Annotated in this window: 12 protein-coding genes; 7 read left to right on the top strand and 5 right to left on the bottom strand. The window is 70.1% G+C overall.

Translation table 11 applies throughout. The features are described 5' to 3' along the window. Positions 1-7: 7 nt before the first annotated feature. From MBA17_RS06865 to MBA17_RS06875, 3 genes are read right to left on the bottom strand one after another with little or no spacing between them, the layout of a single operon-like run. A complete protein-coding gene (locus MBA17_RS06865) occupies positions 8-1,537 on the bottom strand; it encodes an ABC transporter substrate-binding protein (RefSeq protein WP_238495430.1) in 1,530 nt (509 codons plus the stop codon). A gap of 12 nt (positions 1,538-1,549) precedes the next feature. After that, positions 1,550-1,885 carry a hypothetical protein gene (locus MBA17_RS06870; protein ID WP_238495431.1) on the bottom strand — a complete coding sequence of 112 codons (336 nt, stop codon included), beginning with the start codon at positions 1,883-1,885 and terminating at the stop codon, positions 1,550-1,552. 2 nt (positions 1,886-1,887) lie between these two features. Beyond that, positions 1,888-2,850, bottom strand: coding sequence for a DUF6772 family protein (locus tag MBA17_RS06875; protein WP_238495432.1), 963 nt, complete (start codon positions 2,848-2,850; stop codon positions 1,888-1,890). Between the two features lie 294 nt (positions 2,851-3,144). Between MBA17_RS06875 and MBA17_RS06880 the strand changes: the two genes are divergently transcribed. After that, complete coding sequence (locus MBA17_RS06880) at positions 3,145-4,773, top strand: ABC-F family ATP-binding cassette domain-containing protein (RefSeq protein ID WP_238495433.1); 1,629 nt, start codon at positions 3,145-3,147, stop codon at positions 4,771-4,773. A 60-nt stretch (positions 4,774-4,833) separates the two neighbouring features. On the opposite strand, the gene MBA17_RS06885 is transcribed toward MBA17_RS06880, so the two are convergent. Next, positions 4,834-5,778, bottom strand: coding sequence for a methionyl-tRNA formyltransferase (locus MBA17_RS06885; RefSeq protein ID WP_238495434.1), 945 nt, complete (start codon positions 5,776-5,778; stop codon positions 4,834-4,836). 169 nt (positions 5,779-5,947) lie between these two features. Next, positions 5,948-7,021: an alpha/beta hydrolase-fold protein gene (locus tag MBA17_RS06890; protein ID WP_238495435.1), complete on the bottom strand. Its 1,074-nt coding sequence runs from the start codon at positions 7,019-7,021 to the stop codon at positions 5,948-5,950. Between the two features lie 337 nt (positions 7,022-7,358). On the opposite strand from MBA17_RS06890, the gene MBA17_RS06895 reads away from it, so the two are divergent. From MBA17_RS06895 to MBA17_RS06920, 6 genes are all read left to right on the top strand, one after another. Then, positions 7,359-8,414, top strand: coding sequence for a FecCD family ABC transporter permease (locus tag MBA17_RS06895; RefSeq protein ID WP_238495436.1), 1,056 nt, complete (start codon positions 7,359-7,361; stop codon positions 8,412-8,414). A gap of 74 nt (positions 8,415-8,488) precedes the next feature. Further along, on the top strand, positions 8,489-9,481 hold the full coding sequence (locus tag MBA17_RS06900; RefSeq protein WP_238495437.1) for a FecCD family ABC transporter permease: 993 nt from the start codon (positions 8,489-8,491) through the stop codon (positions 9,479-9,481). 304 nt (positions 9,482-9,785) lie between these two features. Beyond that, positions 9,786-10,802 carry an iron-siderophore ABC transporter substrate-binding protein gene (locus tag MBA17_RS06905; protein ID WP_238495438.1) on the top strand — a complete coding sequence of 339 codons (1,017 nt, stop codon included), beginning with the start codon at positions 9,786-9,788 and terminating at the stop codon, positions 10,800-10,802. Positions 10,803-10,848: 46 nt separating this feature from the next. Continuing rightward, positions 10,849-12,636, top strand: a complete 1,788-nt coding sequence (locus tag MBA17_RS06910) for an ABC transporter ATP-binding protein (protein ID WP_238495439.1) — start codon at positions 10,849-10,851, stop codon at positions 12,634-12,636. A gap of 56 nt (positions 12,637-12,692) precedes the next feature. Further along, entirely contained in the window at positions 12,693-23,612 is a 10,920-nt protein-coding gene (locus tag MBA17_RS06915; protein WP_238495440.1) for a non-ribosomal peptide synthetase, read from the top strand. Next, positions 23,599-25,299 carry an ABC transporter ATP-binding protein gene (locus MBA17_RS06920; RefSeq protein ID WP_238495441.1) on the top strand — a complete coding sequence of 567 codons (1,701 nt, stop codon included), beginning with the start codon at positions 23,599-23,601 and terminating at the stop codon, positions 25,297-25,299. The genes MBA17_RS06915 and MBA17_RS06920 overlap by 14 nt, the downstream gene beginning before the upstream one ends. Positions 25,300-25,339 lie beyond the last annotated feature (40 nt).

A 25,339-nucleotide genomic window follows, 5' to 3' on the forward strand; every position in this document is an offset into this window, starting at 1 on the left:
GCGTCCATCATCCGGCGGTCGACACCGTGCGGAACTCGGGCTGGCCGTTGGCCGCAGGCTGGAAGCCCTTGACCGTGGAACGCAGCCCATAGGTGGCCGACAGGGCCGCGGGGAAGATGCCGACGGCGTCCTTCCAGATGATTTCGCAGGCCTGGCCGTACAACGCCTTGCGTCTGTCCTGGTCGGGGGTGGAGCGGGCGTCGGCGAGGACGGCGTCGAGCTTCTTGCTGGCGTAGCCCATGCGGTTGGCCGCGCTGGTGTACAGGCGGCCGAGGGTGTAGTCGGCGTCGCCGGTGGTGACGGTGTTCACCTGGAGCTCGATGTCCCAGTCGAGGGCGGTGAGCCGCTTGATCCAGGCGGCCTTCTCGATCTGCTGGGCCTCGACGGTGACACCGACCTTGGCCCATGCGGAGATGAACGACTGGGCCAGCTCGGTGGCCAGCGGTCCGGTGTCCTTGAACCACATCATCGTGGTGCGGAGCCCGTCGCCGTGGCCGGCCTCGGCCAGCAGCTTCTTGGCGAGGTCGGGGTCATAGGCGTAGGGATCCTGGGCGGCGTGGCCGAACACCGCCGCGGGGATGGGCGCGTCCATGACCGTGGCGGCTTCGCCGTACAGGCTGGCGACGATGCTCTTGAGGTCCAGCGCGTGGTGGAGCGCGCGCCGGACCTGTGGGTCGGCGAACGGCTTGCGGCCGCAGTTGAACCAGGTCAGGAAGTAGTTGACGCCGGGCGTGCTCTCGACCTCGAGCCCGTCGACGCCACGCAGGCGCGCCAGCTCGTCAGGCGGGATGATCCAGGTGATGTCCACCTCGCTGTTCTGCAGCGAGGTCATGCGCGTGGAGGTCTCCGGGATGTACGGCAGGCGCAGCCCGGTCAGGGCCGGTGCGCCTCCCCAGTACTTCGGGGCGGCCTTGAGCAGTAGCTGGGCGGACGGCGTGAACGACTCGACCGCGAATGGGCCGCTGCCGACCGGCTTGCGGAAGAAGCCCTCTTTGCCGAGCTGGGCGGCGGGCAGGATGAAGGCCAGCGACAGGTTCACCAGCAGGGTGCCGAGCGGCTCCTTCGTGGTGATCGTGATCGTCTTGGCGTCCGGCGCCTGGATGGCGTCGATCGAGGCCCACAGCGGCTTCTGCGGCCCTGTCGAGGCGGCGAGCCGCTCCAGCGAAGCCTTCACGTCGGCTGAGGAGAGCTTGCTGCCGTCGTGGAAGGTGACGTCCTCGCGGAGGGTGAACTCCCACGTCTTCTCGTCCGGCTGACGCCAGGAGATGGCGAGACTCGGGGCCGCCTCGCCGCCGTTCCTGGTCACCAAGGTGTCGTAGATCTGCCGGTTGGCCAGCAGCGACGCCTCGTCGACGGCGCTGGCGCCGTGCGGGTCGAGGTCGTTGATGGCCTGGTTGAACGCGGCGCTGAGCGGCCGGGCCGTACCCCCGCCAGGGGTGGTGCCGGACCCGCCGGGGGCGCAGCCTGCCAGCAGCGCGGCCCCGGCGCCGAGGAGGGTCAGGAACTCGCGCCTGCCTACCTCGTCGGATGGTGCCATGGCTTTCTCCTGTCAGCTCTTGAGGGCCAGATAGATGAGGACCTTCGCCTTCGGGTCGCCGCCGCGCAGCGTGGCGCGCAGGCGCAGCCAGTGGCCGAACTCGCGCACCGGCCAGCTCAGCAGGCTGGGCTCCCCGCTGACCTGCTCGGGGGCGCCGTCGTCGCACCAGTGCAGGCCGTCCGGGGAGATCTGGGTGGTCAGGTGCAGGCTGGGGGCCTCGCCGTCGAGTTCGAGAGTGCGTACGAACCAGCGGGCCTCGCGGGCCCAGGCGACCTCGTACGGCTCGGTCGTGAAGTCGGCGGTGAAGGTGGTGTTCCGCTCCAGGACGGCGGTCATCGATTGCTTCATGGTCACCAGTCCACCGAGATGAGGGCCGAGTCGAGGAAGAGGAAATTGCGTACCGGGGAATGGGTGCGCACGCTGACGTAGAAGTTCAGCAGGTTCTCCAGGCCCTCGTACTTGTCCGCGTACTGGGGGACGGGGACGTCGCGCAGATCCATCACCCGGTCATTGACCTGGAGTTCGATGTTGGTCCTTGTGCGTGTGTCGAACTGCCAGCGCAGGTAGTGCCAGTTGACCTTGGTGGGGACCTCGTTGTAGCAGAGGTACTGCGGCTCCTGGTCGAGCGGCTGCCAGTCCTCCGGGTTCGGCGCGGTGAAATCCTCCACGGGCGAGAGGTTGTCCTGGTTGTGCAGGTTCTCCTTGGGCGTCGGCTCGGGGACGACCGGGTAGACCCAGCGCCTGGTCAGCTTGTTGTCAAGGTCGGTGTTCTGGTAGCGCATCACGCAGTGGTAGCGGATGCCGTCGCCGTCGCAGAGATCGGTGGCGATGGTGAACGCGCCGAACTGCGCCTCCGACGGATGCAGGTTCCCGTCCCAGGCGACGTCACCGAAGGTGTTGCCGAGCGACGACTCGGCGGTCGCCGCCTCACTCTTGTAGGTGAAGTACGTCTCGAACTGGATGACACCGCGCTGGGCCATGGTCAGGCGGCGGATCGCGACCCCGGTGTGGCCGGTGACCGGCCTGGTCGCCACCTTCAGCGCGTAGGTGCCGCTCATGGCGCCGTGGGTGCCGATGTCGAAGAAGTCGCAGGCACTGAGCTGCGGCGGCCGGAAGTCGCGCATGTGCTTGTCGACGGTGTCGAGGTTGCCGTATCCATCGTGGTTGCCGATGAGTTCGGTCCAGCCGTGCGTGCCGGTGTTGAACTCGTCGAAGGCCAGGATTCGGGGAAGGGGGTTGAACTTCGAAAGCCTCGGATCGGCGGCGATAAGCGCGCGCCGGAAGTCCTCGGCCGGTGCATGGGTGGTCTCCACGCGTCTCCTCGTATAAGGGGGCAAGGGACGGGGGGATTAACGTTCACGTGAACGTTAATCCTCAAGTGCGTGGAAACTAGCCCGTAACAAACGGAACTGTCAAGGATTCGGACAGGCGTCAACGCGCGACCGGGCGGGGAAAAATCGGCGAAGTTCGGCCCGGCCGTACCCCGCCCCGCTCCGGCGCGACCCCGGACATCCCGCTCCGCGCGCGGGTCTTCTCACCGCACTCCGGCGAGGGACGATGCGGCTCCGGCGCCCTCCTGGCGGGCGGCCGATAGTGTTGAGGGTCTGATGAGCGCCACTCTTGTTGTGAAGGAACTCGCCGCCGGCCACGGCGACCATGTGTTGTTCGCGGATCTCGACCTGGTCGTCGCGCCCGGGGACGTGGTCGGGCTGGTCGGGGCGAACGGCGCGGGCAAGTCGACGCTGCTGCGCCTGCTGGCCGGCCTCGACGCCCCCGAGCAGGGCTCGGTACGGCTCAGCCCGCCCACCGCCAACGTCGGCCACCTGCCACAGGAACCCGAACGACGGCCCGGTGAGACGGTCGCCGCGTTCCTCGCCCGGCGGACCGGCGTGGCCGCCGCGCAGCGCGCTCTCGACGCGGCGACCGAGGCCCTGGTGAGCGGCGACCCCGGCGACGCGTACTCCGAGGCGTTGGACCGCTGGCTCGCCCTGGGCGGCGCGGACCTGGAGGAGCGGGCCGCCGAGGTGGCCGCCGGCCTCGGGCTCGCAGTCGACCTGAACCAGGAGATGACGTCACTGTCCGGCGGCCAGGCCGCGCGGGCGGGACTGGCTTCGCTGCTGCTCAGCCGTTACGACCTGTTCCTGCTCGACGAACCCACCAACGACCTCGACCTGGACGGCCTGGATCGGCTGGAGCGCTTCGTGACCAGCTTGCGCGCCGGGACCGTCGTGGTCAGTCACGACCGCGAGTTCCTCGCCCGCACCGTGAACCGGGTCCTCGAACTCGATCTCGCCCAGCAGCAGGTCCGTGTCTACGGCGGCGGCTACGACGCGTACCTGGACGAGCGCGAGGTCGCCCGCCGGCACGCCCGTGAGCAGTACGAGAGCTACGCCGGGACCAAGGCGTCGCTGGAGGCCCGCGCCCGAACCCAGCGCGCCTGGATGGAGAAGGGTGTCAAGAACGCCCGGCGCAAGGCCACCGACAACGACAAGATCGGCCGCAACTTCCGTACCGAGACGACCGAGAAGCAGGCCGCCAAAGCCCGGCAGACCGAGAAGCTGATCGAGCGGCTGGATGCCGTCGAGGAGCCGCGCAAGGAATGGGAGCTGCAGATGGAGATCGCCGCCGCGCCTCGTTCCGGGGCCGTGGTGGGGACGTTGCGGGGCGCGGTCCTACGGCGTGGCGGATTCTCCCTCGGACCGGTCGACCTGCAGATCGACTGGGCGGAACGGATCGCGATCACCGGCGCGAACGGCTCGGGCAAGACCACTCTGCTCGGGGCGCTGCTCGGCCGGCTTCCCCTCGACGAGGGCGCCGCCGCGCTCGGCCCCGGCGTGGTCGTCGGCGAGGTCGACCAGGCACGAGCCCTGTTCGAGGGTGACGAGCCGCTGCTTGAGGCGTTCGGCGCGCTCATCGACCTGCCCCCGGCCGACGTCCGCACACTGCTGGCCAAGTTCGGCCTGCGGGCCGGCCACGTGCTGCGCCCGGCGGCCACCCTGTCCCCCGGCGAACGCACCCGGGCCGCGCTCGCCCTCCTGCAGGCCCGTGGGGTCAACCTCCTGGTCCTCGACGAGCCCACCAACCACCTCGACCTGCCCGCCATCGAACAACTGGAGTCGGCGCTCGCCGCGTACCAGGGAACCCTGCTGCTGGTCACCCACGACCGGCGCATGCTGGAGGCGATCCACACCACCCGCCGGCTCCATGTCACGTCCGGACACGTCACCGAGAGCTGAGAGCTGAGAGCTGAGAACTCCGATTGATCATACGGCCAGGTCAAAGGGCGAAGGAGACGCTCACGGGTGGCGGGCCAGGTAGCCGCCCATGGTCCTGAACACCTCATCGGCCGGCAGGTCGGTGCCGTCCTGGACGCGGACCCGTTCGATCACCAGGCCATGGCTGCGGCCACGGCGGGCCTCGGCGCCGGCGACGATGACGATGCCGTCGCCCTCGCGGATGAACACCCGGCCCGGGGTGCCGCCGTAGACGCCTGTGGAGACCGAGGCCTTCAGGATGCGGATGCGCTCACCCTTGTAGTAGGTGAAAGCATTGGGGTAGGGGTCGGACTGGGCGCGCACCAGCCGTTCGATGTCCTCGGCGGGCCAGGTCCAGTCGATGTTGCTGTCCTCGATCGAACGCTTGTGGAAGAAGCTGGCCTTGGAGCGGTCCTGAGGCGTCCAGTCGGTGCGGCCGGAGGCGATGTGGTCCAGGGCCTCGGCGACGATGGGGGCGATGAGGTCGACGGTGCGGTGGAACAGGTCGGTGGCGGTGTCGCTCGGGCCGACCGGTACGGCGCGCTGCACCACGATGTCCCCGGCGTCCAGTTCGGCGTTCATCATGTGGGCGGTGACGCCGACCTCCTTCTCGCCGTTGATGAGCGCCCAGATGAGCGGGGAGAAGCCGGCGTAGGCCGGAAGCAACGAGTCATGCACGTTGAGGATGCCGTACCGGGGGAGGGTGAAGAACTGGGGCGGTATCCAGGTGCGCCAGTTGTTGGCGACGATGAGGTCGGGCTGGACTTCCTTGAGGGTGAGCAGGAGTTCATCGTCGGGGCGGTTGCGAAGCAGGACCGGGACGCCGTTGGCCTCGGCCAGCTCGGCCACCGAGTCGCTCCAGATCTTCTCGTAGGCGTGGTCGCTCTGGGGGTGAGTGACCGCCAGTACCACGTCGTGCCCGGAGTCCAGCAGGGCTTGGAGGGTGCGATGCCCCCAGGTCTGATAGCCGAACATCACGACCCGCATCAGCGCTCTCCTTGTGAGGTGAGTGGGGAAAGGTGGCTCGTTTTGCTTAGGCGAGCCTAACCTAAGGTGGACCTTGCTTCCACCCCTGGATCCCAATCCCGGTCGACGCGCCGGGAAGCCTGCGCGCCTGTCACGCTTCCACCTGATCAAGCGGCGACCTGCCGTACATCTAGGCGAGCGCCCAGGCGACATCCCTGAGCAGGGCGTGTCGCCAGCCCGCTCGGTCGTGGCCCGAGGCCGACCGCGAAACCCGCACGGTCGCACCGGCCTGCTCGGCCAGGGTCTCGACCAGTTCGCAGTGCGGCAGCATCCGTGTCTCGTGTTCCCCCACGTCGAACGCGACCCGCAGACCGGACAGGTCGGGGCGCTCCCGCAGACGCGCGGCGATGGCACCGCCGACCGGACCGCCCAGGGGGTCGGCCAGGTCCACGTCGGCTGTCCACCAGAACGACGCCGACTGGCAGGCGACGCCGGACACCAGATCCGGGAACTCCAGCGCCGCGTACATCGCGCTCAGCCCGCCGAGGCTCTGCCCGGCGACCACCAGCCGGTCCCGGTCGGCGGGTACGCCGCTTTCGGCTACCAGCGGCAGCAGTTCGTCCCGGATCGCCTCCCACAGCTCGGGCCTGCACCCGAACTCGGCGTCCCTGGCCTGGGTGGGCAGGAAGACGAGCGTGACGGCGGGCATCTCGCCATGGGCGACGGCCGAGTCGAACGCGGTCACGGCCGGGTGCAGGTACAGCCAGTCGTCCCCGTCGAGCAGCAGGACCATCGGTCCGCCACCGCCCGCCGGGTGGACTCGCACGGTGCGCCGTCCGCCGAGCCGTTCGCTGGTCCAGCGGAAACGGGCGCGCGGGAGGGGCAGGACGTCGGCGGCGCCGATGACGGGCCAGTACGGCTGGGCGGGGGCGTCCGGGGTCGCGGCGATGGACCGGTCACCGCCCGCACCGACCGGGTTGAACGGGTCGCCGTACGCCGCGTCGTCCGTTAGGAACTGGTAGGTCACCCGCAGCCGCGCGGGCATGACCACCTCGGCGTACCAGCAGTCCGTATCGCCCCATCGGCGTAGGGGGACCGGCTCCGACCAGCTCTCGAAGCCGATGCTCGCCGGGGACCCGCGCCACAGGAACAGGGTCACCCAGCCCCCGCCGGCGGGTACCGACGCGGGCGTCCCCGCCGCCGCCCAGAACTCGTCGGTACCGGGTTCACCGGGGAACCCGAACTTGGCGAAGGTGTTCTCCATGACCCCGTCTCTACCATCGACCCAGAAGCTAAGGATAGACTTACCTAAGTTTGGCGGATCGAAAATGGCGAGGTTCGGAGAACACGCGAGCCGCAGCCGCTCGCGTGTCCCGACCGTCCGCTGTCGGCCTGGTCGTTCCCGGTCGAGGTGGCCCCGGGAGAGCGGCCGGCGGATCGCGCGGTGTCTGGACGTGAAGTCGTCTCCTCGGGATGGCCCGAGGCGATGGCGGGTGTGGTTTCTTCTCGGATGGGCGACCTGCGCTCAGGCGGAGCATGGGGTTCTTCATGAGGCTCGCGATGGTCCCTCTGGCCGTGCGATCAAGGGATAACTTACGTCGATGAGCACGACTGTGGGGATACGTCCCGCGTCCGAGGCCATAGAGGCCCGCGGGCGGCGGGTTGTGGGCTTGGGCACGCTGATGGCGATTCTCCTGGTCGCGGGGGCGGTGTCGTTGGCTGTCGGTACCCGCGCGTTGAGTCCCGTGGAGGTCTGGCACGGGTTGTTCACGGTGCCGGGCTCCGACCAACGGCTCACCGAGATCACGCTCATCATGCAGACCGTGCGGGTGCCCCGGACCGTGCTCGCGATCGTGGCGGGTCTCGCCTTGGGGGTCAGCGGGGCGTTGATCCAGGGGTACACGCGTAACCCGATCGCCGACACGGGTTTGCTGGGGGTGAACTCCGGCGCCTCGTTCGCCGTCGTAACGGTGATCCTCCTGTTCGGGCTCGCCAATCCGTACCAATACGTCTGGTTCGCCTTCCTGGGGGCAGCGGTCGCCGGTGTCATCGTGTTCGGGCTGGCGAGCCTCGGCCGGGGGGCGGGCAGCCCGTTGACGCTCGCGCTGGCCGGTCAGGGGATCGCGGTGTTCCTGACAGCGATGACCACGGCGGTCGCGCTGACCGACCAGGCGTCGCTGAACGCGCTGCGGTTCTGGAACGCGGGCTCGGTGGCCGGTGTCGGATTCGACGTCATCTGGCCGGTGGTCACGTTCATCGTGGTCGGGTTGGTGCTGGCGTTGACCACACTGCCCACCATCAACCTGCTCAACCTGGGTGACGATGTGGCGCGAGGGCTGGGGGTGAACATCACGCTGAGCCGTACCGTCGGTATCGTCGCCATCACCCTGCTGGCGGGCGCGACGACGGCGGCCTGCGGCCCCATCGCTTTTCTCGGGCTCATGGTGGCCCATGTGGCCCGCTATCTCACCGGGCCGGACTATCGCTGGCTGGTGCCGTGCGCGGGTCTGCTCGGCGCCGTCGTCCTGCTGGTCTGTGACATCGTGGGGCGCGTGGTGACGCGACCGGGCGAGTTGCAGGCAGGCGTCGTCGTCGCTCTCGTCGGCGCCCCGTTCTTCGCGGCGCTGGTGTGGCGCGGAAAGTTCAAGACAGTATGAACGAGACAGCGGTGAAGCGGTCGGTGACACCGGGCCTGCGACTCGGCCGTGCGTCGTTCGTGTGGCGACCCTGGATGGTATTCGTCACGCTGCTGCTGGCGGCGGCGACCTTTCTGGTGTTCTGCCTGTCCATCGGCGTCGGCGACTTCCCCCTCGGCCTGCCCCAGGTGATCGCCACGCTCTTCGGCCAGGGTGAACGCGTCGACGAATTCGTGATCATGGATCTGCGGATGCCCCGCGCCCTGGCCGGGCTCATCGTGGGGGTCGCGCTGGGGGTGTCCGGGGCGATCACGCAGTCCATCGCGCGCAACCCGTTGGCCAGCCCGGACATTCTGGGGATCACCGGGGGCGCGAGCGCGGTCGCGGTGTTCCTGGTGACGGTGTCGGGTGGGGCCGCCACGGCGATCGTCGACTCCGTGGGCCTGTCCGCGGCGGCGCTCGCGGGCGGTCTCGGCACCGGCCTGCTGGTGTATTTCCTGGCGTGGCGGCGGGGGATCGACGGCCTCCGGCTCATCCTCATCGGCATCTCGGTGAGCGCCGTGATGCAGGCGATCACGATCTGGCTGCTGGCCACGGCCGACATCCGGGACGTGGCCCGCGCCCAGGCGTGGCTGGTCGGCTCGCTGGACAACCGATCGTGGGGCGAGGTCTGGGTGGCGCTGTGGTGCGCGCTCGCCCTCATAGCCGTCGTGTCGTGTGTGGCGTTCCAGCTCAGGCCGCTGCACTTCGGTGACGAGGTCGCGGCGGGCCTGGGTGTCCGGTACTCCATGGTGCGGGCCGTCCTGCTGTTGTGCGCGGTGCTGCTGGCCGGCGTGGCGGTGAGCGCGGCGGGCCCGGTCCCGTTCGTCGCACTGGTGGCGCCGCAGGTGGCGCTGCGTCTGTCGCGGTACCCGACGCCGCCGCTGGTGGCCTCCGGGCTGGTGGGCGCGCTGCTGTTGATCGGTGCGGACCTGGTGGCGCGTACGGCGCTGCCGATCACTCTCCCGGTCGGCGTGGTCACCGCCGCGATCGGCGGCCCTTTCCTCGTCTACCTGCTGGTGCGGGCCAACCTCAGAAAGGGGCGATGAGGATAGGACGTTGCTGGACGAGCCGACCGCCTACCTGGACCTGGCGCACGCGATCGATGGGATCGACCTGCACGAGTCGGGGTGCACGGTGGTCCTGATGCTGCAAGGGTCGTCGACGACCGGGTGAGCGACCGGCCACTCACCGTGCTGATCGATTGCATCATTTCCAGCTCAACACAAGCAAGGTTAGGCTCACCTAATTCCTGCGTGTTACGGTTTCCCTGCTCCTCGTCAGGGTTGCAGCGGATTGCACGAAAGCAAGGGATTCTGGATGCCCCTCCAACTAACAACGGTTCCGACGACCTTGCGTCGTTTCGCAGCGGTGCTGTCCGCTGCGGCCCTCAGCGCCGGCCTCCTCGCGGGATGCGGCTCCGCCCCGGCGGAGAAGCCGGCCGCCGACACCGCGGCCACCACGGGTGGCGCGTTCCCGGTCACCGTGGAGCACGCCTTCGGGTCCACGCAGATCGCCAAGGCCCCCCAGCGGGTCGTCTCCGTCGGCTACACCGACGACCAGGCCATCCTGGCCTTCGGCATCAAGCCGGTCGGCATGGTCGACCAGTACCCGAACCCGCCGGGCAAGACTCCCGACATCAACACCCAGTGGCCCTGGGTGAAGGACAAGTGGGGCGACACCCGTCCCGAGGTCATCATGACCAACGGCGACTCCGGCCCGAACTACGAGAAGATCGCCGCCCTGCGGCCCGACCTGATCGTCGCGGTCTACTCCGAGATCGACCAGGCCGCCTACGACCGGCTCACCAAGATCGCCCCGACGGTGGGCCGCACCAAGGGTGAGAAGGAGCCGTTCAGCGCGCCGTGGCAGGACAACGCGGTGCACATCGCCAAGGCGCTCGGCAAGGCGGACGAGGGTGCCAAGCTGGTGCAGGGCATCCAGGACAAGCTCGACGCGGCCCGTGAGGCGAACCCGGAGTTCGCGGACCGAACCGCCGTCGCGGTGTCCTGGTACAAGAACTCGGTCGCGCCGTTCACCACCACCGACGTGCGCGGGCGGCTGGTGTCGGGCATCGGCTTCAAGGGCGCGACGGAGATCGACAAGATCGCGGGTGGCAGCTTCTACACCGTGCTGTCCCCCGAGCGCATCGACCTGATCGATGTCGACCGCATCTTCGTCATCGCCGACCAGGCGGACCAGGAGGCGCTGAAGAAGTTCAAGTTGTTCGCCAACCTGCCCGCGGTCAAGGACGGCAAGGTGTCATACCTGCTGGACAGTGAGGGCCCGGCGATCGGCGCGGCCATGTCGCAGGGCACCCTGCTGTCCCTGCCGTACGCGATCGACGAGCTCGTCAAGTCGGCCGGCTAGAGAGGCCCGTGAACGTGTCCTATCCCCGAACTGTCGTGGTCCGGGCGTGAGCGCTACCGACACGCGCGCCGCCTCGGCCATCCTGCGCACGGCGACCGGACGCGAGGCCACCCGATGGGTCGCAGCGCACTCCCGCGAGGTGCCCTGGCTGACGACCGCCACCGTGCTCACCACGGTGGCGGGGGCGGCGCTCCAGGTGCTGCCGGTGTTCCTGCTCGGCCAGGTGGTCGACGGGGTGGTCGGGGGCGAACCGCAGTCGATCATGATCACGATCGGGATCCTGATGGTGGCCGCCGCGCTGCTCGGCTCGGCGGCCACCGCGGCGTCGACGTACCTGATCGGGCGGCTGGGCGCGGATCTGCTCGCGCGGCTGCGGGAGGGCGCCGTCCAGGCGGTGCTGGGCATGCCGAGCGCGCGGATCGAGCAGGTCGGCCGGGGCGACGTGCTGTCCAGGGTCGGTGACGATGTGGCCGTGGTGTCCAAGGGCATCCGGACGGCCGTCCCCACGGTGTTCTCGGCGGGGGTGCTGGTCGTCATCGCCACGGCCGGCATGTTCGGGCTGGACTGGCGGCTCGGCCTGGCGGGCGCCGGCGCGCTGCCCGCGTACGCTCTGGCCCTCCGCTGGTATCTCCCGCGGTCCGCACCGCTCTACAAGCAGCAGCGGGAGGCCCAGGCCGATCGCGCGCAGGCGTTGATCAGTGGCCTGAACGGGATCGACACCGTCCGGGCGTACCGCCTTGAGGGCGCCTTCCGCGAGCAGGTCACCCGCGAGTCGTGGCGGGTGCGCGATCTCGGCGTCGAGGTGTTCCGGTTCTTCGGCCGGTTCGTAGGCAGGGAGAACCGCGCCGAGTTCATCGGGCTGGTCCTGATCATCGTGGTGGGGTACGTCCTGCTGGAGGCCGATGCCGTCACCCTGGGTGAGGCGTCGGTGGCCCCGCTGCTGTTCCACCGGCTGTTCACTCCGCTGGGCGCCGTCATGTTCACCTTCGACGAGGCGCAGAAGTCGGGCGCGAGTCTGACCCGGCTGGTCGGGGTGCTGGGCGAGGCCACGGAGGAAAGGCTGGTGGGTCGGGTTGCCGTCGCGGCGCCGGACGCCGAGCCGTACGCGGTGACGGTGGAGGGGCTGACGTTCAGCTATCCCGACTCCGAGCAGCCGGTCCTGCGGGACGTCAACCTGGTGATCCCGGCGAGCGGTTCGCTCGCGCTGGTGGGGGCGACGGGCGCGGGCAAGACGACCCTGGCCGCGCTGATCGCGGGCATCGGAACCCCGCAGGCCGGGTCGGTGCGCATCGGGTCGACCGATCTCGCCGGTCTGGACGAGGCCGGGGCGCGGGCCTTGGTGAGCATCCTGACGCAGGAGACGCACGTGTTCTCCGGTCCGCTCGCCGAGGACCTGCGACTTGCCGCGCCGAAGGCGACCGACGCCGAGCTGATGGACGCGTTGCGCACGGTCGGCGCCGATACGTGGGTCGCGGCGCTGCCCGATGGGCTGAACACCATGGTCGGCGAGAGCGGCGAACGCCTGGACGTCACCAAGGTCGCCCAGATCGCCCTGGCCCGGCTGGTACTGGGGCGATCGCCGGTAGTGGTGCTGGACGAGTCGACCGCGGAGGCGGGCAGCCAGGGTGCCGCCGAGTTGGAGCGGGCCGTGTCGGCCGCGTGCCTGGGCCGGACCACGCTGTTCGTGGCGCACCGGCTGACCCAGGCGATGGCGGCGGACCGGATCGCCGTGCTGGACGCGGGACGCGTTGTGGAGCATGGGACCCACGAGGAACTGGTGGCTCTGGGCGGCCGGTACGCGCGACTGTGGCGTGCGTGGCAAGAAGGCAGCTAGGGAATGTTAGGTTAGGCTAACCTTCATAGTTGAAAGGGACGGCTGAGTCTTCGATGATGGAACCGAGCACTCGTCTCGTACTGCTTTCTCCCGTGCACCTCGCCGACGTACGCCGGCGGACCGGCGACTATTCCGATCGGACCATCACCAAAGCGTGCGCCGTCGGGCTGGCCTACTGGGCGACCGGCCAGAGCCCCGGCGGCCTCGACCTCACCCCCGGCACGCTGTTCGCCGACGTCCTCGGATGGGTCGACAACGGCGGGGACGGGGTCGGCGGCTGGGAGGTCGGCGCGGACGACCGGACCATCACCGTCCCCGAGGGCGTCGTGCTGACCGACGCGCAGCTCGCGCTGGACGACCTGGCCGACTTCCCGGATCGGCCCATAGGCACCATCGGCCCGTCCAGCGTGACGGCACGGCTCGAAGCCCTGGCCGAGTGGAACGACAACAAGGCCGACCGGGTCCGCCCGACCATCGTGGAGATGTTCCGCGAGCAGGTTCGGGCCAGGCCGGACGCCGTCGTCATCGTCGACGAACATCGGTCGCTGACCTACCGTGAGGCGGCCGAGCTGTCCAACCAGCTGGCCCACCACCTGATCGAACGCGGACTCACCGCCGAACAGGTCGTCGGCATCTCGCTGGGTCGCTCCGCCGAGATGGTGATCGGTCTGCTCGGCGTGCTGCAGGCGGGGTGCGCGTTCGTGCCGCTCGATCCGCAGTGGCCCGCCGCGCGCAGAGCGGTCGTCATCGACGACGCCCGGGTCGTGGTGCAGCTCAACGACTCCGGCGAGCACGACGCGGGTGAACCGGAAGCCGTGGCCGTCGACCTCGACGCCTGGCGGTTCGGTTCGTATCCCATCGAGAGCACCGAGACCGTCATCCCCGGCCCCGCCCTGGCGTACGTGATCTTCACCTCCGGTTCGACCGGGCGGCCCAAGGGCGCGATGATCCGGCACGAGGCGATCAGCGAGCGCCTGCTGTGGCAGGTCAACGAGATCCTGGGCTTCGGCCCCGACGACGCGTCGCTGTTCAAGGCGCCGCTGTCGTTCGACATCTCCATCAACGAGATCTTCCTGCCGCTGGTGTGCGGCGGCAGGCTGGTGATCCTGCGGCCCGGCGGTGAACGCGACCCGCATCACCTGCTGAGCGTGATCACCGAGCAGCGCGTCACCTTCACCTACCTGGTGTCGTCCATGCTGGACGTGCTGCTGGAGATCGCGAGCGACTCCGGGCAGTTGGACAGCCTGCGGCACGTGTGGTGCGGCGGCGAGGTGCTGACCGCAGAGCTGTACGAGCGGTTCCGTGCCCGGCTCGACATCCCCATGTACCACGGGTACGGCCCGGCCGAGACGACGATCGGCGTATCGCACGTCATCTACCGGGGCGCGGCGGAACGCCTGTCGACGTCGATCGGCAAGGCCAACCCCAACACCGAGTTGTACGTGCTGGACGAGGAGTTGCGCCCGGTCCCGGTCGGTGTCGGCGGCGAACTGTACGTGGGCGGGTTCCTCCTGGGACGCGGGTACGTCAACGCGCCCGGCCTGACGGCATCCCGGTTCGTGGCGAATCCGTTCGCCGGGGACGGGTCCCGGCTGTACCGGACCGGTGACCTCGCGCGGTTCGCCCCGGACGGGTCGCTGGACTTCCTCGGCCGGGCCGACAACCAGATCAAGATCCGCGGCATGCGGCTGGAGATCGAGGACGTCGAGATCGGTCTCGCGGAGCACCCCCGGGTACGGCATACCTGCGTGGTCGCGAAGAAGAACACGGCGGGCGGCACCTACCTGGTGGGGTACGTGCTCCCGGTGGCCGATGACCTGCGGGCGGACGAGGTCAAGGCGTGGGCCGTCGAGCACATGGTCGAGTACATGGTGCCCGCGCACATCGTCGTGATGAAGGAGTTCCCGCTCACTCCGAACGGCAAGCTGGACCGGACCGCGTTGCCGGAGCCGGCGATCGAGGCGGATTCGATCATCCGGCCCACCACCGAGAACGAGCGCGTGGTGTGCGCGTCGGTCGCGTCGGTGCTACGGCTGGACGAGGTCGGGGTCGACCAGAACTTCTTCCGGCTCGGCGGAGACAGCATTCTGGCGATCTCGCTGCTGAGCGCGCTGCGCGACGCGGGCCTCTACGTTACGGCGGCGCAGATCTTCACCAGCGGCACCATGGGGGCGCTGGCGGCGGTGGCGAGCCGTGATGGTGTCTCCACGGTGGACCGCGGGGATGTCGCGACCGGTTCCGTCGCGGGGGCGCCCATCGTGCAGTGGCTCGGCGAGAACACGGACGCGATCGACGGCTTCGTGCAGTCGGTGGTGCTGAACACCCCGGCGGACCTGACCGCCGAGGCCCTCGACGAGATGCTCGCCGCCGTGGTCAGGCGGCACGACATGCTGCGCGCCAAACTGGTGCGCGGCACCCGTTGGGGCTTCGCCATCCCGAAGGCGGACCAGGCCGTCGCGGGGTGGCAGCGGAGCGACCGGCCGCTCGACGAGTGCGTGGAGCTCGCCGCCGACGGACTGGACCCGGACAACGGCGTGATGCTTTGCGCTGTCTGGCGGCGCGAGGCACGGCAACTGGTCGTGGTCGTCCATCACGTGGTGATCGACGGCGTGTCATGGCGGATCCTGATGGAGGACCTGGCCACGGCATGGCGGCAGCTCACCTCGGGCACGCCGATCGAGTTGCCTCCGGTGGGCACGTCGTTCCGGCGCTGGACACAGTTGCTGAAGCGCGCGAGGTTCGACGCGGACCGCGACTACTTCCAGCGTCCCCTGCCGGGAGCGGACGGACCGTTGGGCAGGCGTCCACTGTCCGAATCCGACACCGTCGCAGGTGAGAGGGTTCAGGCCGTCTCGGTCGACCCCGAGGTCACAGCCGCCCTGCTGGGCGAGATTCCCGCGAGGTTCCACGCGGGGGTCAACGACGTGCTGCTGACCGCGCTCGCCGTCGCCCTCGCCCGGTGGCGCCGCGGCCTCGGGCAGGATCAGACGTTCGCGCACATCGAACTCGAGGGCCACGGCCGCGAAGGGCGATTCGTGGCGGGCGCTGTCGGCTTCGAGCCGGATCTGTCGCGGACCGTGGGCTGGTTCACCACTCTCTTCCCGGTGACCGTGGACCCGGGCGCGACGGCCGACTTCACCGCCCCCGCGTACCTGTCCGCCGCGCTCAAGTCGGTCAAGGAAGACCTCGCCCGGGTGCCGAGCAACGGCGTGTCCTATGGCGTCCAGCGGTACCTGACCGGTACCGGGTTCGACGCGTCCGCCCCGCAGGTGTTGTTCAACTATCTGGGCCGCTTCGACGCGGGCGCGTCCGGGGACTGGCAGCTCGCGGGCGCCACCGGGCAGTTGGGCGAGAAGCGCGACCCGAGGATGCGCCTGCCGCGCGCCCTGGAGTTCAACGCGATCGCCGAACCCGGCTCGACCGGCGAGTACGAACTGGTCACCACCATCTCGTGGCCGGACGGAGTGTTCGCCGACGAGGACATCTCGACGATCGGCGAGTACTTCCGGGCGGCCTTGGCCGGGCTGGCCGCGCTCGACCAGGGCGGCCACTCCCCCAGCGACTTCGGCGCGGTGTCTCTCACCCAGGCCGATGTCGACGCCCTGGACGGCCCGGCGCTGCGGGACATCCTGCCGCTGACCCCGTTGCAGGAGGGCCTGTACTTCCACTCGGTCTTCGACGACGACTCGGCGGGCAGTTACGTCGAGCAGCAGATACTGACGCTGGACGGCCCAGTGGACGGCGCCGCGGACGCCGACCGGCTCGCGGCGGCGACCACCCGGCTGCTCGCGCTGTACCCGAACCTGGCCGCGCGGTTCGTGGCCCTCGCCGACGGCCGCGTGGTCTCGGTGCTGGAGAGCGGTGTGCAGGCGCCGTTCACCACGCTGGAGCGCCCCGGCATCACCGACGACGAGATCCGCGACTACGCCGAACGGGACCGCCGCGCCGGGTTCGACCTGGCCACCGGCCCGCTGATGCGGTACACCCTCATCCGCACGGGTTCCAGCAGGAACGTCCTGGTGCAGACCGTGCACCACATCGTCGCCGACGGCTGGTCGGTGCCCCCGATGCTGCGCGCGCTGCTGGCCGAGTATCACGCGCCGGGGACCGTGTACCCGCAGGGCGACTTCCCCGACTACGTGCGCCGGCTCGCCGCACGCGACGATGACGAGAGCGACCGGGTGTGGCGCGATCAGCTCGCCGGTCTGCCCGGCCCCTCGCTGGTCGCCGAGGGGCACACCCCGTCCGACCGGTTCGCCGAGACCGCTGTGCAGCCGGATGACGACATCGACGCGGCCGCCCGGTCAGCGGACGTGCCACTGAGCGTCGCCGTACACAGCGCGTGGGCGGTGACGCTGGGCGGCATCTTGCACGGCGAGGACGTGGTGTTCGGTTCCACGGTGTCCGGGCGTGACGCGGATGTGCCCGGCATCGAGGACATGGTGGGTCTGCTCATCAACACGATCCCCGTGCGCGCCCGATGGGACGGCGCCACCACGGCGCGCGAACTGCTCGCCTCGGTGCGGGAACACCAGAGCGCGGTGCTGCCGCACCAGCATGTCTCCCTGACCAGGATCGGCCGCCAGGTCGGCAGCGGTCCCCTGTTCGACACCCTGGTGGTGTTCGACGTCGCGACCGATGTGGACGGCCTGCGGAGGCCGGGCGACGAGCTCGTCATCACCGACATCGTGAACGAGGGCGTCCCGCACTACCCGTTGACGCTCGTGGTGGAGCGCGCGCTCGACGGCCGTCCGCGATTCAACCTGATCTACGACAGCGAACTGCTGCGGGAGACGCACGCCCAGGCGATCCTGCGTACGTTCACCCGGGCCCTGACCGGCCTGCTCACCCGGCCGGACGACCTGGTGCCCGACGGCGTCAGACAGTCCGCGCGGATCACCCCGACGACCTTGGGCGAGCTGTTCGACGCCGCCGCGAGCCGCGACCCGGCCGCCATCGCCGTCACCCAATGCGGGCTCGACGGCAGCACCCGGTCGCTGACCTACGGCGAACTGGCGGACGCGAAGAACGAGCTGGCCTCGGCGCTGCGCGCGGCCGGGGTCGGACCGGGCGAACGGGTCGCCGTCGCCGTCCCGCGTTCCCTTGAGCAGGTCGTCGCCCTGATCGCGATCGTCACCGCGGGCGGCGCGTACGTGCCGCTGGATCTGGCGTACCCGGACGAACGGCTGGAGTACATCCTCGCCGACGCCGCCCCGCAGGTCGTTCTCGTGGACCGGGAACAGCGGGACCGCTTCACGGAGCTGTCGGCCAGGGCGGGCGTGCCGGCCCACGTGCTCGTACCGGAGGACGGGCTGCCGCGGGACACCACCGCGCCCGAGGTCAGCTGGCACGACCCGGCGTACGTGATCTACACGTCCGGATCGACCGGCAGGCCCAAGGGTGTCGTCGTCCCGCACTCCAGCGTGCTGGCGCTGCTCGCGAACACCCGGCCTGACATGGACTTCGGTCCGCGCGACGTGTGGGTCCAGTTCCACTCCTACTCCTTCGACTTCGCGGTGTGGGAGCTGTGGGGCGCGCTGGCGCACGGCGGTGAGCTGCTGGTGCCGGAGTACGGGTTGACCCGCTCCCCCGTCGACTTCCACCGGCTGGTCCGCGAGCGCGGAGTGACCGTGCTCAACCAGACCCCGTCGGCGTTCTACCAGTTCATCGAGGCCGACCGGCAGGCCGGCGAGCCGGTCACCTCGCTACGCCGGATCATCTTCGGCGGCGAGGCACTGGATCTCGGGCGGCTGCGCGGCTGGGTCGAGCGGCACGGCACCGGCTCGCCCGAGCTGGTCAACATGTACGGCATCACCGAGACCACCGTCCACGTCACGCACCGGGTGCTGACCGACGAGGACTTCGCCATCGGCGACGACGTCAGCCCGATCGGCGGCCCGATCCCCGGCCTGGTCACCTACCTGCTCGACGACCGGCTCCGGCCGGTGCCGCCGGGCCGGGTGGGCGCCATCTACGTCGCCGGCGACCAGGTGTCGCTCGGCTACCTGGGCAGGCCGGAGCTCACCGCGGGCCGGTTCGTGGCGAACCCGTTCGCGGGCGACGGCTCCCGCATGTACCACACGGGCGACCTCGCCCGCCGTACGCTCGGCGGCGAGCTGGAGTTCGCCGGCCGCGCCGACGATCAGGTGCAGCTCAAGGGTTTCCGCATCGAGCTCGGCGAGGTGGAGTCCGCGATCAGGGAACTCCACGGCGTGGTCGATGTGGCCGTCACCGTGGCCGACAGCGGCGACCACCTGGTCGCGCACGTCGTGGGTCGGGTGCCCGACGACGTCACCGGCCTCCTCTCGACGAAGCTGCCCGCGCACATGGTGCCGGGCCGGGTGCTGCGGGTCGACGCCCTGCCGCTGACGGTCAACGGCAAGCTGGACCGGAAGGCCCTGAGCGAGCACGCCGCGCACGACGACACCCCGGTGCTCGCGAGTGATTCCACGCTCGCCGCGCTGGTCGGCATCTTCGCCGAGACGCTCCCCGGCTGCGAGGTGGACGGCGACACCGACTTCTTCAGGGCCGGAGGCGACAGCATCGTCGCCATCACCGTGGTCAACCGGGCCAGGGCGCTCGGCCTGCCGATCGCCCCACGAGACGTGTTCTTGTTCAAAACGCCACGCGCGCTCGCCGGACACCTGGGAACGCGGACGCCGCAGGCCCCGGCGTCCGCGCCCGCCCACCGCGCGGACGGCCCGCTGACACCGACGCCGATCATCCTGCGCCAACGGGAACTGGGCGGCTCCCTCGCCCGGTTCGCCCAGGCCAGGACATTGGTGGCAGCCGAGGGAACCGAGTTCGCCGACGCCGAGCGCGCCGCGAACGCCGTCGTGGCCGCACACCCGGCCCTGCGGCTGCGGCTGCGCGTCGAGCACGGGGTGTGGGCACTGCGCACCGAACCCGCCCGCGCGGTCACCGTCGTCCAGACGGACGAGATCGACGCCACGGCCGCGGCGAACGACGCCGCCGGGCGGCTCGATCCCGAGTCCGGGGAGGTGATCGCGTTCTCGTGGCTGGCGTCGAGCCGGACCCTGGTGGTCACCGTGCACCACCTCGCCGTCGACTCGGTGTCCTGGCTGGTCCTGCTGGACGACCTGGCCGCCGCCATGCGCGGGGCGGCCTTGGCACCGCCGACCACGTCCTATGCCGAGTACGCCGACGCGCTGACGACCCGGTCCGCCCAGGTGATCGACGACCTCGGGCACTGGGTCAACACGCTCGAAGCGCCCGTGCTGCTGCCCGTGATCGAAGGGCTGCGCGAGATCACTGTGGAGGTCGCGCCCGACGTGACCGCCCGCGTGACGCGTACCGCGCCCGCCGCACTCGGCGTCGGTCTCACCGAGTTGCTGTGCGGCGCGCTGCGAACCGCGCTGACGCACATCCAACCGTCGCCCGCCGATCTCGCGATCGAGTTGGAGCGGCATGGCCGGGTCCCGGTGCTCGAACACCACGACTACACCCGCACGGTCGGCTGGTTCACCTCCATCGCACCCGTGCGGCTCACGGCGCACACCGACCCCGTCGCGGCGGCGCGCGAGGTCACCGAACGCCAGCCGGACGAGCGCGGGCATATCGCCTACGGCCAGCTCAGGTACCTCAACCCGCAGACGGCACCGCTGCTGAACGCGCGCCCGCAGGTGCTGTTCAACTACCTCGGCCGGGGCACCGAGTCCCAGGCCCTGCACATCACCGGGCACAGCACCGGGCACAGCACCGGGCACAGCACCGGGCACAGCACCGGCGGCGACCAGGGCAGCCCGTACGCCGTCGAGGTCAACGCGTGGATCGACGCGGCCACCGGAAGCCTGCGCGCGGCCTTCACCCTCGCCGAAGGCATCCCCGACGAGCTCACCGAACACTGGCGGCGCGCGCTGGAGCGAATCGCGGACGCCGCCGCGACGGCCGAGTGGACGGCACCGGTGACCCCGCTCCAGAAGGGCCTGTTCTTCCAGGCCCAGCTGGCGGGCTCGACCGGACACTATGTCGCCCAGAACTACTTCACCTTCGACCGGCGTCTGGACACCGACGCCCTGGCCGAGGCGATGGCGTACGTGATCGCGCGGCACCCGGTCGTGGGCGCCGGTTTCAGCACCGACGCCGGCGGATACCCGGTCCAGGTCCTCGCAGCGGGCCGGCGGGTCGATGTCCGCACGGTCGTGCTGTCGACGGACGCGGAAGCCGAAGCCCTGTGCGCCCAGGACCGCGACACGGGCTTCGACCCGGGTGAGCCACCGCTGATCCGGTTGACCGTGGTGCGCCTGCCCGACGACCGCGACGGCCTGCTGCTGAGCTACCACCTGCTGCTGTGGGACGGCTGGTCACGCGAGATCGTGCTGCGCGACCTGTTCGACGCCTATCAGGCCGTCGTCGCGGGAGAGCCGCCGGCCCCGGCCCCGGCCACGCCGAGCTTCGAGGACTACGCCCGGGCGCTCGACGCCAAGGACTTCTCCGTGTCGGAACGCTTCTGGGCGGAGCACCTGACCGGCCTCCCAGGCCCGACGCTGCTCGCCGGACCGGCACCGTCGCTTCCGGACGACCTGCCGCACACACTCGTGCACACGCTGTCCGCCGAACAGTCGGACCTGCTGCGAGAAGCGGCCAGGACGCATGGTGTCACGCTGAACTCGGTGCTGACCGGCGCGTTCGGCCTGCTGTTGGGCGCGCACACCGGCCGGAGTGACGCCGTGTTCGGCGTGACCGTCTCCGGCCGCGAGGGCGACGGCCTGGCCGACATCGTCGGCGTGCTGCTCAACACCGTGCCCATGTGGACGCGGGCACGGCCGGACGACACGGTGCGGGAGTACCTCGCCGCCGTGCAGACGGCCAGAGTCGCGGCGATGGAACACGAGCACCTGGGGCTCGGCGAGATCCAGCGGGCCAGCGGGCACGACACCCTGTTCGACAACCTGTTCGTGCTCCAGAACTTCCTGGACATGGACGCGTTCGCCAAGATGAACGCCAGGCACGGCATCACCGCGGTGCGGGCCGATGACTCCACGCACTACCCGTTCACCTGGGTCGTCACGCCTGGCGACCGGCTCACGGTCAAGCTGGAGTATCGCGACGACAACGCGGCGCGCGCCCGCCGTCTCCTGGACGACTACCTGCGCGTGCTCGACGATCTGGCCCGCTCGACCGGGCCGGTCGGCGCGCTGCGGGGCTTGGGGCCGGAGCCTGAGCCGGCGACGCGTACGGACGTCGGCACGGACACCGTGGTCGACCGGTTCGACCAGGCGGCGGACCGCAGCCCGCAGCAGGTCGCGCTAGTCGCCCACGGGCGGACCCTGACGTTCGCCCAGCTTCGGGACCGCAGTCGCGCGGTGGCGGGTTTGCTCGCCCAGCGCGGCATCGGCCCTGAGATGATCGTGGCTCTCGCGATCCCGCGTTCTCTCGACTCGATCGTGGCGCTGTTCGCCGTGCTTCGGGTCGGCGCCGCGTATGTGCCGCTGGAGCTGGACCACCCGGACGAGCGGATCGCCGCGATCGTCGCGGACGCCCGCCCGGACGTGATCCTCACCGTGAGCGCCGTCTCTCCCCGGCTGACCGGCGACCTGATCGAGCTGGACCGCCCCCTGCCCGAGGCCGAGCCGTTCCTGACGTTCGCGCCGGACGACCCGGACCGCCTGCGGCACCCCGCGTACACTATCTACACATCCGGATCGACCGGGAAGCCCAAGGGCGTGGTGACCGAGTACGCCGGGCTCACCAACATGCTGATCAACCACCAGCGTCGCATCTTCGAGCCGGTGCTGGTGGAGCACGCCCACCGGGTCTTCCGGATCGCGCACACCGTGTCGTTCGCGTTCGACATGTCGTGGGAGGAACTGCTGTGGCTCGCCGATGGCCACGAGGTGCACATCTGCGACGAGGAACTGCGACGCGACGCGCCCCGTCTGGTCGAGTACTGCCTTGAGCACGGGATCGACGTCATCAACGTGACCCCCACCTACGCGCAGCAGCTGGTGGCCGAGGGCCTGCTCGACGACCCCGCGCGGCGACCCGCGCTGGTGCTGCTGGGCGGCGAGGCGGTCACCCCGACGTTGTGGCATCGGCTCGCCGAGACCGAGGGGACAGTCGGCTACAACCTGTACGGACCCACCGAGTACACCATCAACACCCTCGGCGTCGGCACCTTCGAGTGCCAGGACCCGGTGGTGGGCGTGGCGATCGACAACACCGACGTGTACGTGCTGGACCCGTGGCTGCGGCCCGTGCCGTACGGCGTGCCCGGTGAACTGTACGTGTCGGGTGTCGGCATCGCGCGCGGCTACCTCGGGCAGCCCGACCAGACCGCGCACCGGTTCGTCGCGTGCCCGTTCGGCGAACCTGGCGAGCGCATGTACCGCACCGGGGACCTCGTGATCCGGCGGCCCGACGGGAACCTGATGTACCTGGGCCGCACCGACCAGCAAGTCAAGATCCGGGGGCACCGGGTCGAGCTGGGCGAGGTCGAGGCCGCATTCGAGGCACACCCGGCGGTGCGGTTCGCCGCCGCGGTCGCCCAACCCGATCCGCAGGTCGACGGCGCGTACCGGCTGGCCGCGTACCTCGTACTGGGCGACTCCGACCTGGCGACGGTCGCCGCCGAGGTGGGCGCCGCGCTGCCGGACTACCTGCGCCCCACCCATTACGCCCAAGTCGATGCCATCCCGCTGACGGTGAACGGGAAAGCCGACGCCAAGGCGCTGCCGGAGGCCAAGCCGTTGGGCGCGCTGACCACATCGGGCGAGCGTGGCCCGGTGACCGAGACCGAGACCGTGGTGTGCGAGTTCTTCGCCGAGGCGCTGGACCTGGATGATGACGAGGTGAGCGCGGTGAGCGACTTCATGTCCCTCGGGGGGCACTCCATGCTGGCGGTGCGGCTGATCGGGCTGCTCCGCCGCGAGTACGGTCCCGTGGTCACCGTTCGTGATCTGTTCACCCTGCGAACCCCGGAAGCGATTGCCCGACACCTCGATGACAACTCCTGACAAGCAGAGATCCCGTACGGGGTCCGACATCCTCTGGACCGCACTGCGGCGCAACGCGGGCGCCATGACCTCGGGCACCGTCCTCATGGGCATGTACCAGGCCGGCGAGACCGCCTTCCCCATCGCACTCGGCCTGATCGTCGAATACACGATGCGGGACCGCACCCTCGGCTCGCTCGCCGTGTCGATCGCCGCGCTGGCCGTGATCATCACGACCGTGTCACTGTCGTGGCGGTTCGGGATGCGCATCCTGCAGAAGGCCAACACGACCGAGGCACACCGCTGGCGGGTGCGGGTCGCGGCCTGCGGGCTCCAACCGGTGGCCAGGGACGTCGACCTCAAGTCCGGCGAGGTCCTGACCATCGCCACCGAGGACGCCGACCAGACCGCCGACATCATCGAGGTGGTACCGCTGCTGATCAGCTCGTTGGTCGCGGTACTGATCACAGCGGTCGCGCTGGGCATGGCCAGCGTCCAGCTCGGCCTGCTGGTGATCGTGGGAACCATCGCGATCCTGTCGATCCTGAGCGTGATGTCCAAACGGATCGGCGCCAGCACCCGCGAGCAGCAGGCCCGGGTGGCGCGGGCGGGCGCGAAGGTCGCCGACCTGATCATCGGCCTGCGCCCGCTGCACGGCTTCGGCGGCAACCACGCGGCCTTCCAGGCCTACCGGAAGGTCAGCACGGAGGCGAAAAGCCAGTCGATCACCGTCGCCAAGGTGAACGGCGTGTACGCCGGCACCGCGCTGGCACTCAATGCGATCCTCGCCGCCGCTGTGACCCTGACGGCGGGCTGGCTGGCGTTCAACGGCGAGATCACCATCGGGCAGCTCGTCATGGCCGTGGGGCTGGCGCAGTTCATCATGGAACCGCTCAAGTTGTTCTCGGAGATGCCGAAGTACGTGATGATCGCGCGCGCGTCGGCCGAGCGGATGGCACTGGTGCTGGCCGCGCCTCCCGTGATGACCCCGAGGCCGGAGCGCCCGTCCGCGGGCGGTGACGTCGAGGTCGACAGCGTCCGATACGGGTCCCTGCGCGAGCTGAAGTTCCACGTGTCCGCCGGCGAGTTCGTGGCGATCGCCGTCTACCAGCCGCGCGCGGCGGCCGACCTCGCGTCGATCCTGGCCGTGAACGTCCCGCCCGACACGTATGAGGGAGTGGTGCGGGTCGGCGGACAGGAGATCGCGGATCTGTCGATCGAGGCGGTCCGCGAGCACATGCTGGTGAACCCGTACGACGGGGAGATCTTCGCGGGCACCCTCCGCACGAACATCGACCCGGCGGGCGCCGGCCGTATGGTCCCCGAGGCCGTCGAGGCGTCCATGCTGACCGACGTCGTCGCCCTCCACCGCGAAGGACTCGACTACGGCGTCCGCGACCGTGGCGCGAACCTTTCCGGCGGGCAGCGCCAACGGCTGTCCTTGGCCCGCGCCCTCGCCGCCGACGCCGACATCCTGGTTCTGCATGACCCGACGACATCAGTCGACGCGGTCACCGAACAGCTCATCGCACGCAACATCGCGGAACTGCGCCGGAACCGCACCACCATCGTGATCACCAGCAGCCCGGCCCTCCTGGACGCCGCCGACCGGGTCCTCGTCCTGGACGACGGCGCCATCACCGCAGAGGACACCCATCGGAACCTCCTCACCACGGACGAGAACTACCGCCTGGCCGTGGCCCGGTGACCTGAACAGATGATTCCCGCCGACCCAGGCTTCATCCTCG

This window comes from Dolomitihabitans soli (genome assembly GCF_022213955.1).
Lineage (GTDB): Bacteria > Actinomycetota > Actinomycetes > Streptosporangiales > Streptosporangiaceae > Streptosporangium_A > Streptosporangium_A soli.

Bases quoted from the DNA above. Each gene is read 5' to 3' on its own strand.
- MBA17_RS06870 (WP_238495431.1), bottom strand. From the start codon at position 1,885: ATGAAGCAATCGATGACCGCCGTCCTGGAGCGGAACACCACCTTCACC.
- MBA17_RS06885 (WP_238495434.1), bottom strand. From the start codon at position 5,778: ATGCGGGTCGTGATGTTCGGCTATCAGACCTGGGGGCATCGCACCCTC.
- MBA17_RS06895 (WP_238495436.1), top strand. From the start codon at position 7,359: ATGAGCACGACTGTGGGGATACGTCCCGCGTCCGAGGCCATAGAGGCC.
- MBA17_RS06880 (WP_238495433.1), top strand. From the start codon at position 3,145: ATGAGCGCCACTCTTGTTGTGAAGGAACTCGCCGCCGGCCACGGCGAC.
- MBA17_RS06915 (WP_238495440.1), top strand. From the start codon at position 12,693: ATGGAACCGAGCACTCGTCTCGTACTGCTTTCTCCCGTGCACCTCGCC.
- MBA17_RS06920 (WP_238495441.1), top strand. From the start codon at position 23,599: ATGACAACTCCTGACAAGCAGAGATCCCGTACGGGGTCCGACATCCTC.
- MBA17_RS06865 (WP_238495430.1), bottom strand. From the start codon at position 1,537: ATGGCACCATCCGACGAGGTAGGCAGGCGCGAGTTCCTGACCCTCCTC.
- MBA17_RS06890 (WP_238495435.1), bottom strand. From the start codon at position 7,021: ATGGAGAACACCTTCGCCAAGTTCGGGTTCCCCGGTGAACCCGGTACC.
- MBA17_RS06900 (WP_238495437.1), top strand. From the start codon at position 8,489: ATGGTATTCGTCACGCTGCTGCTGGCGGCGGCGACCTTTCTGGTGTTC.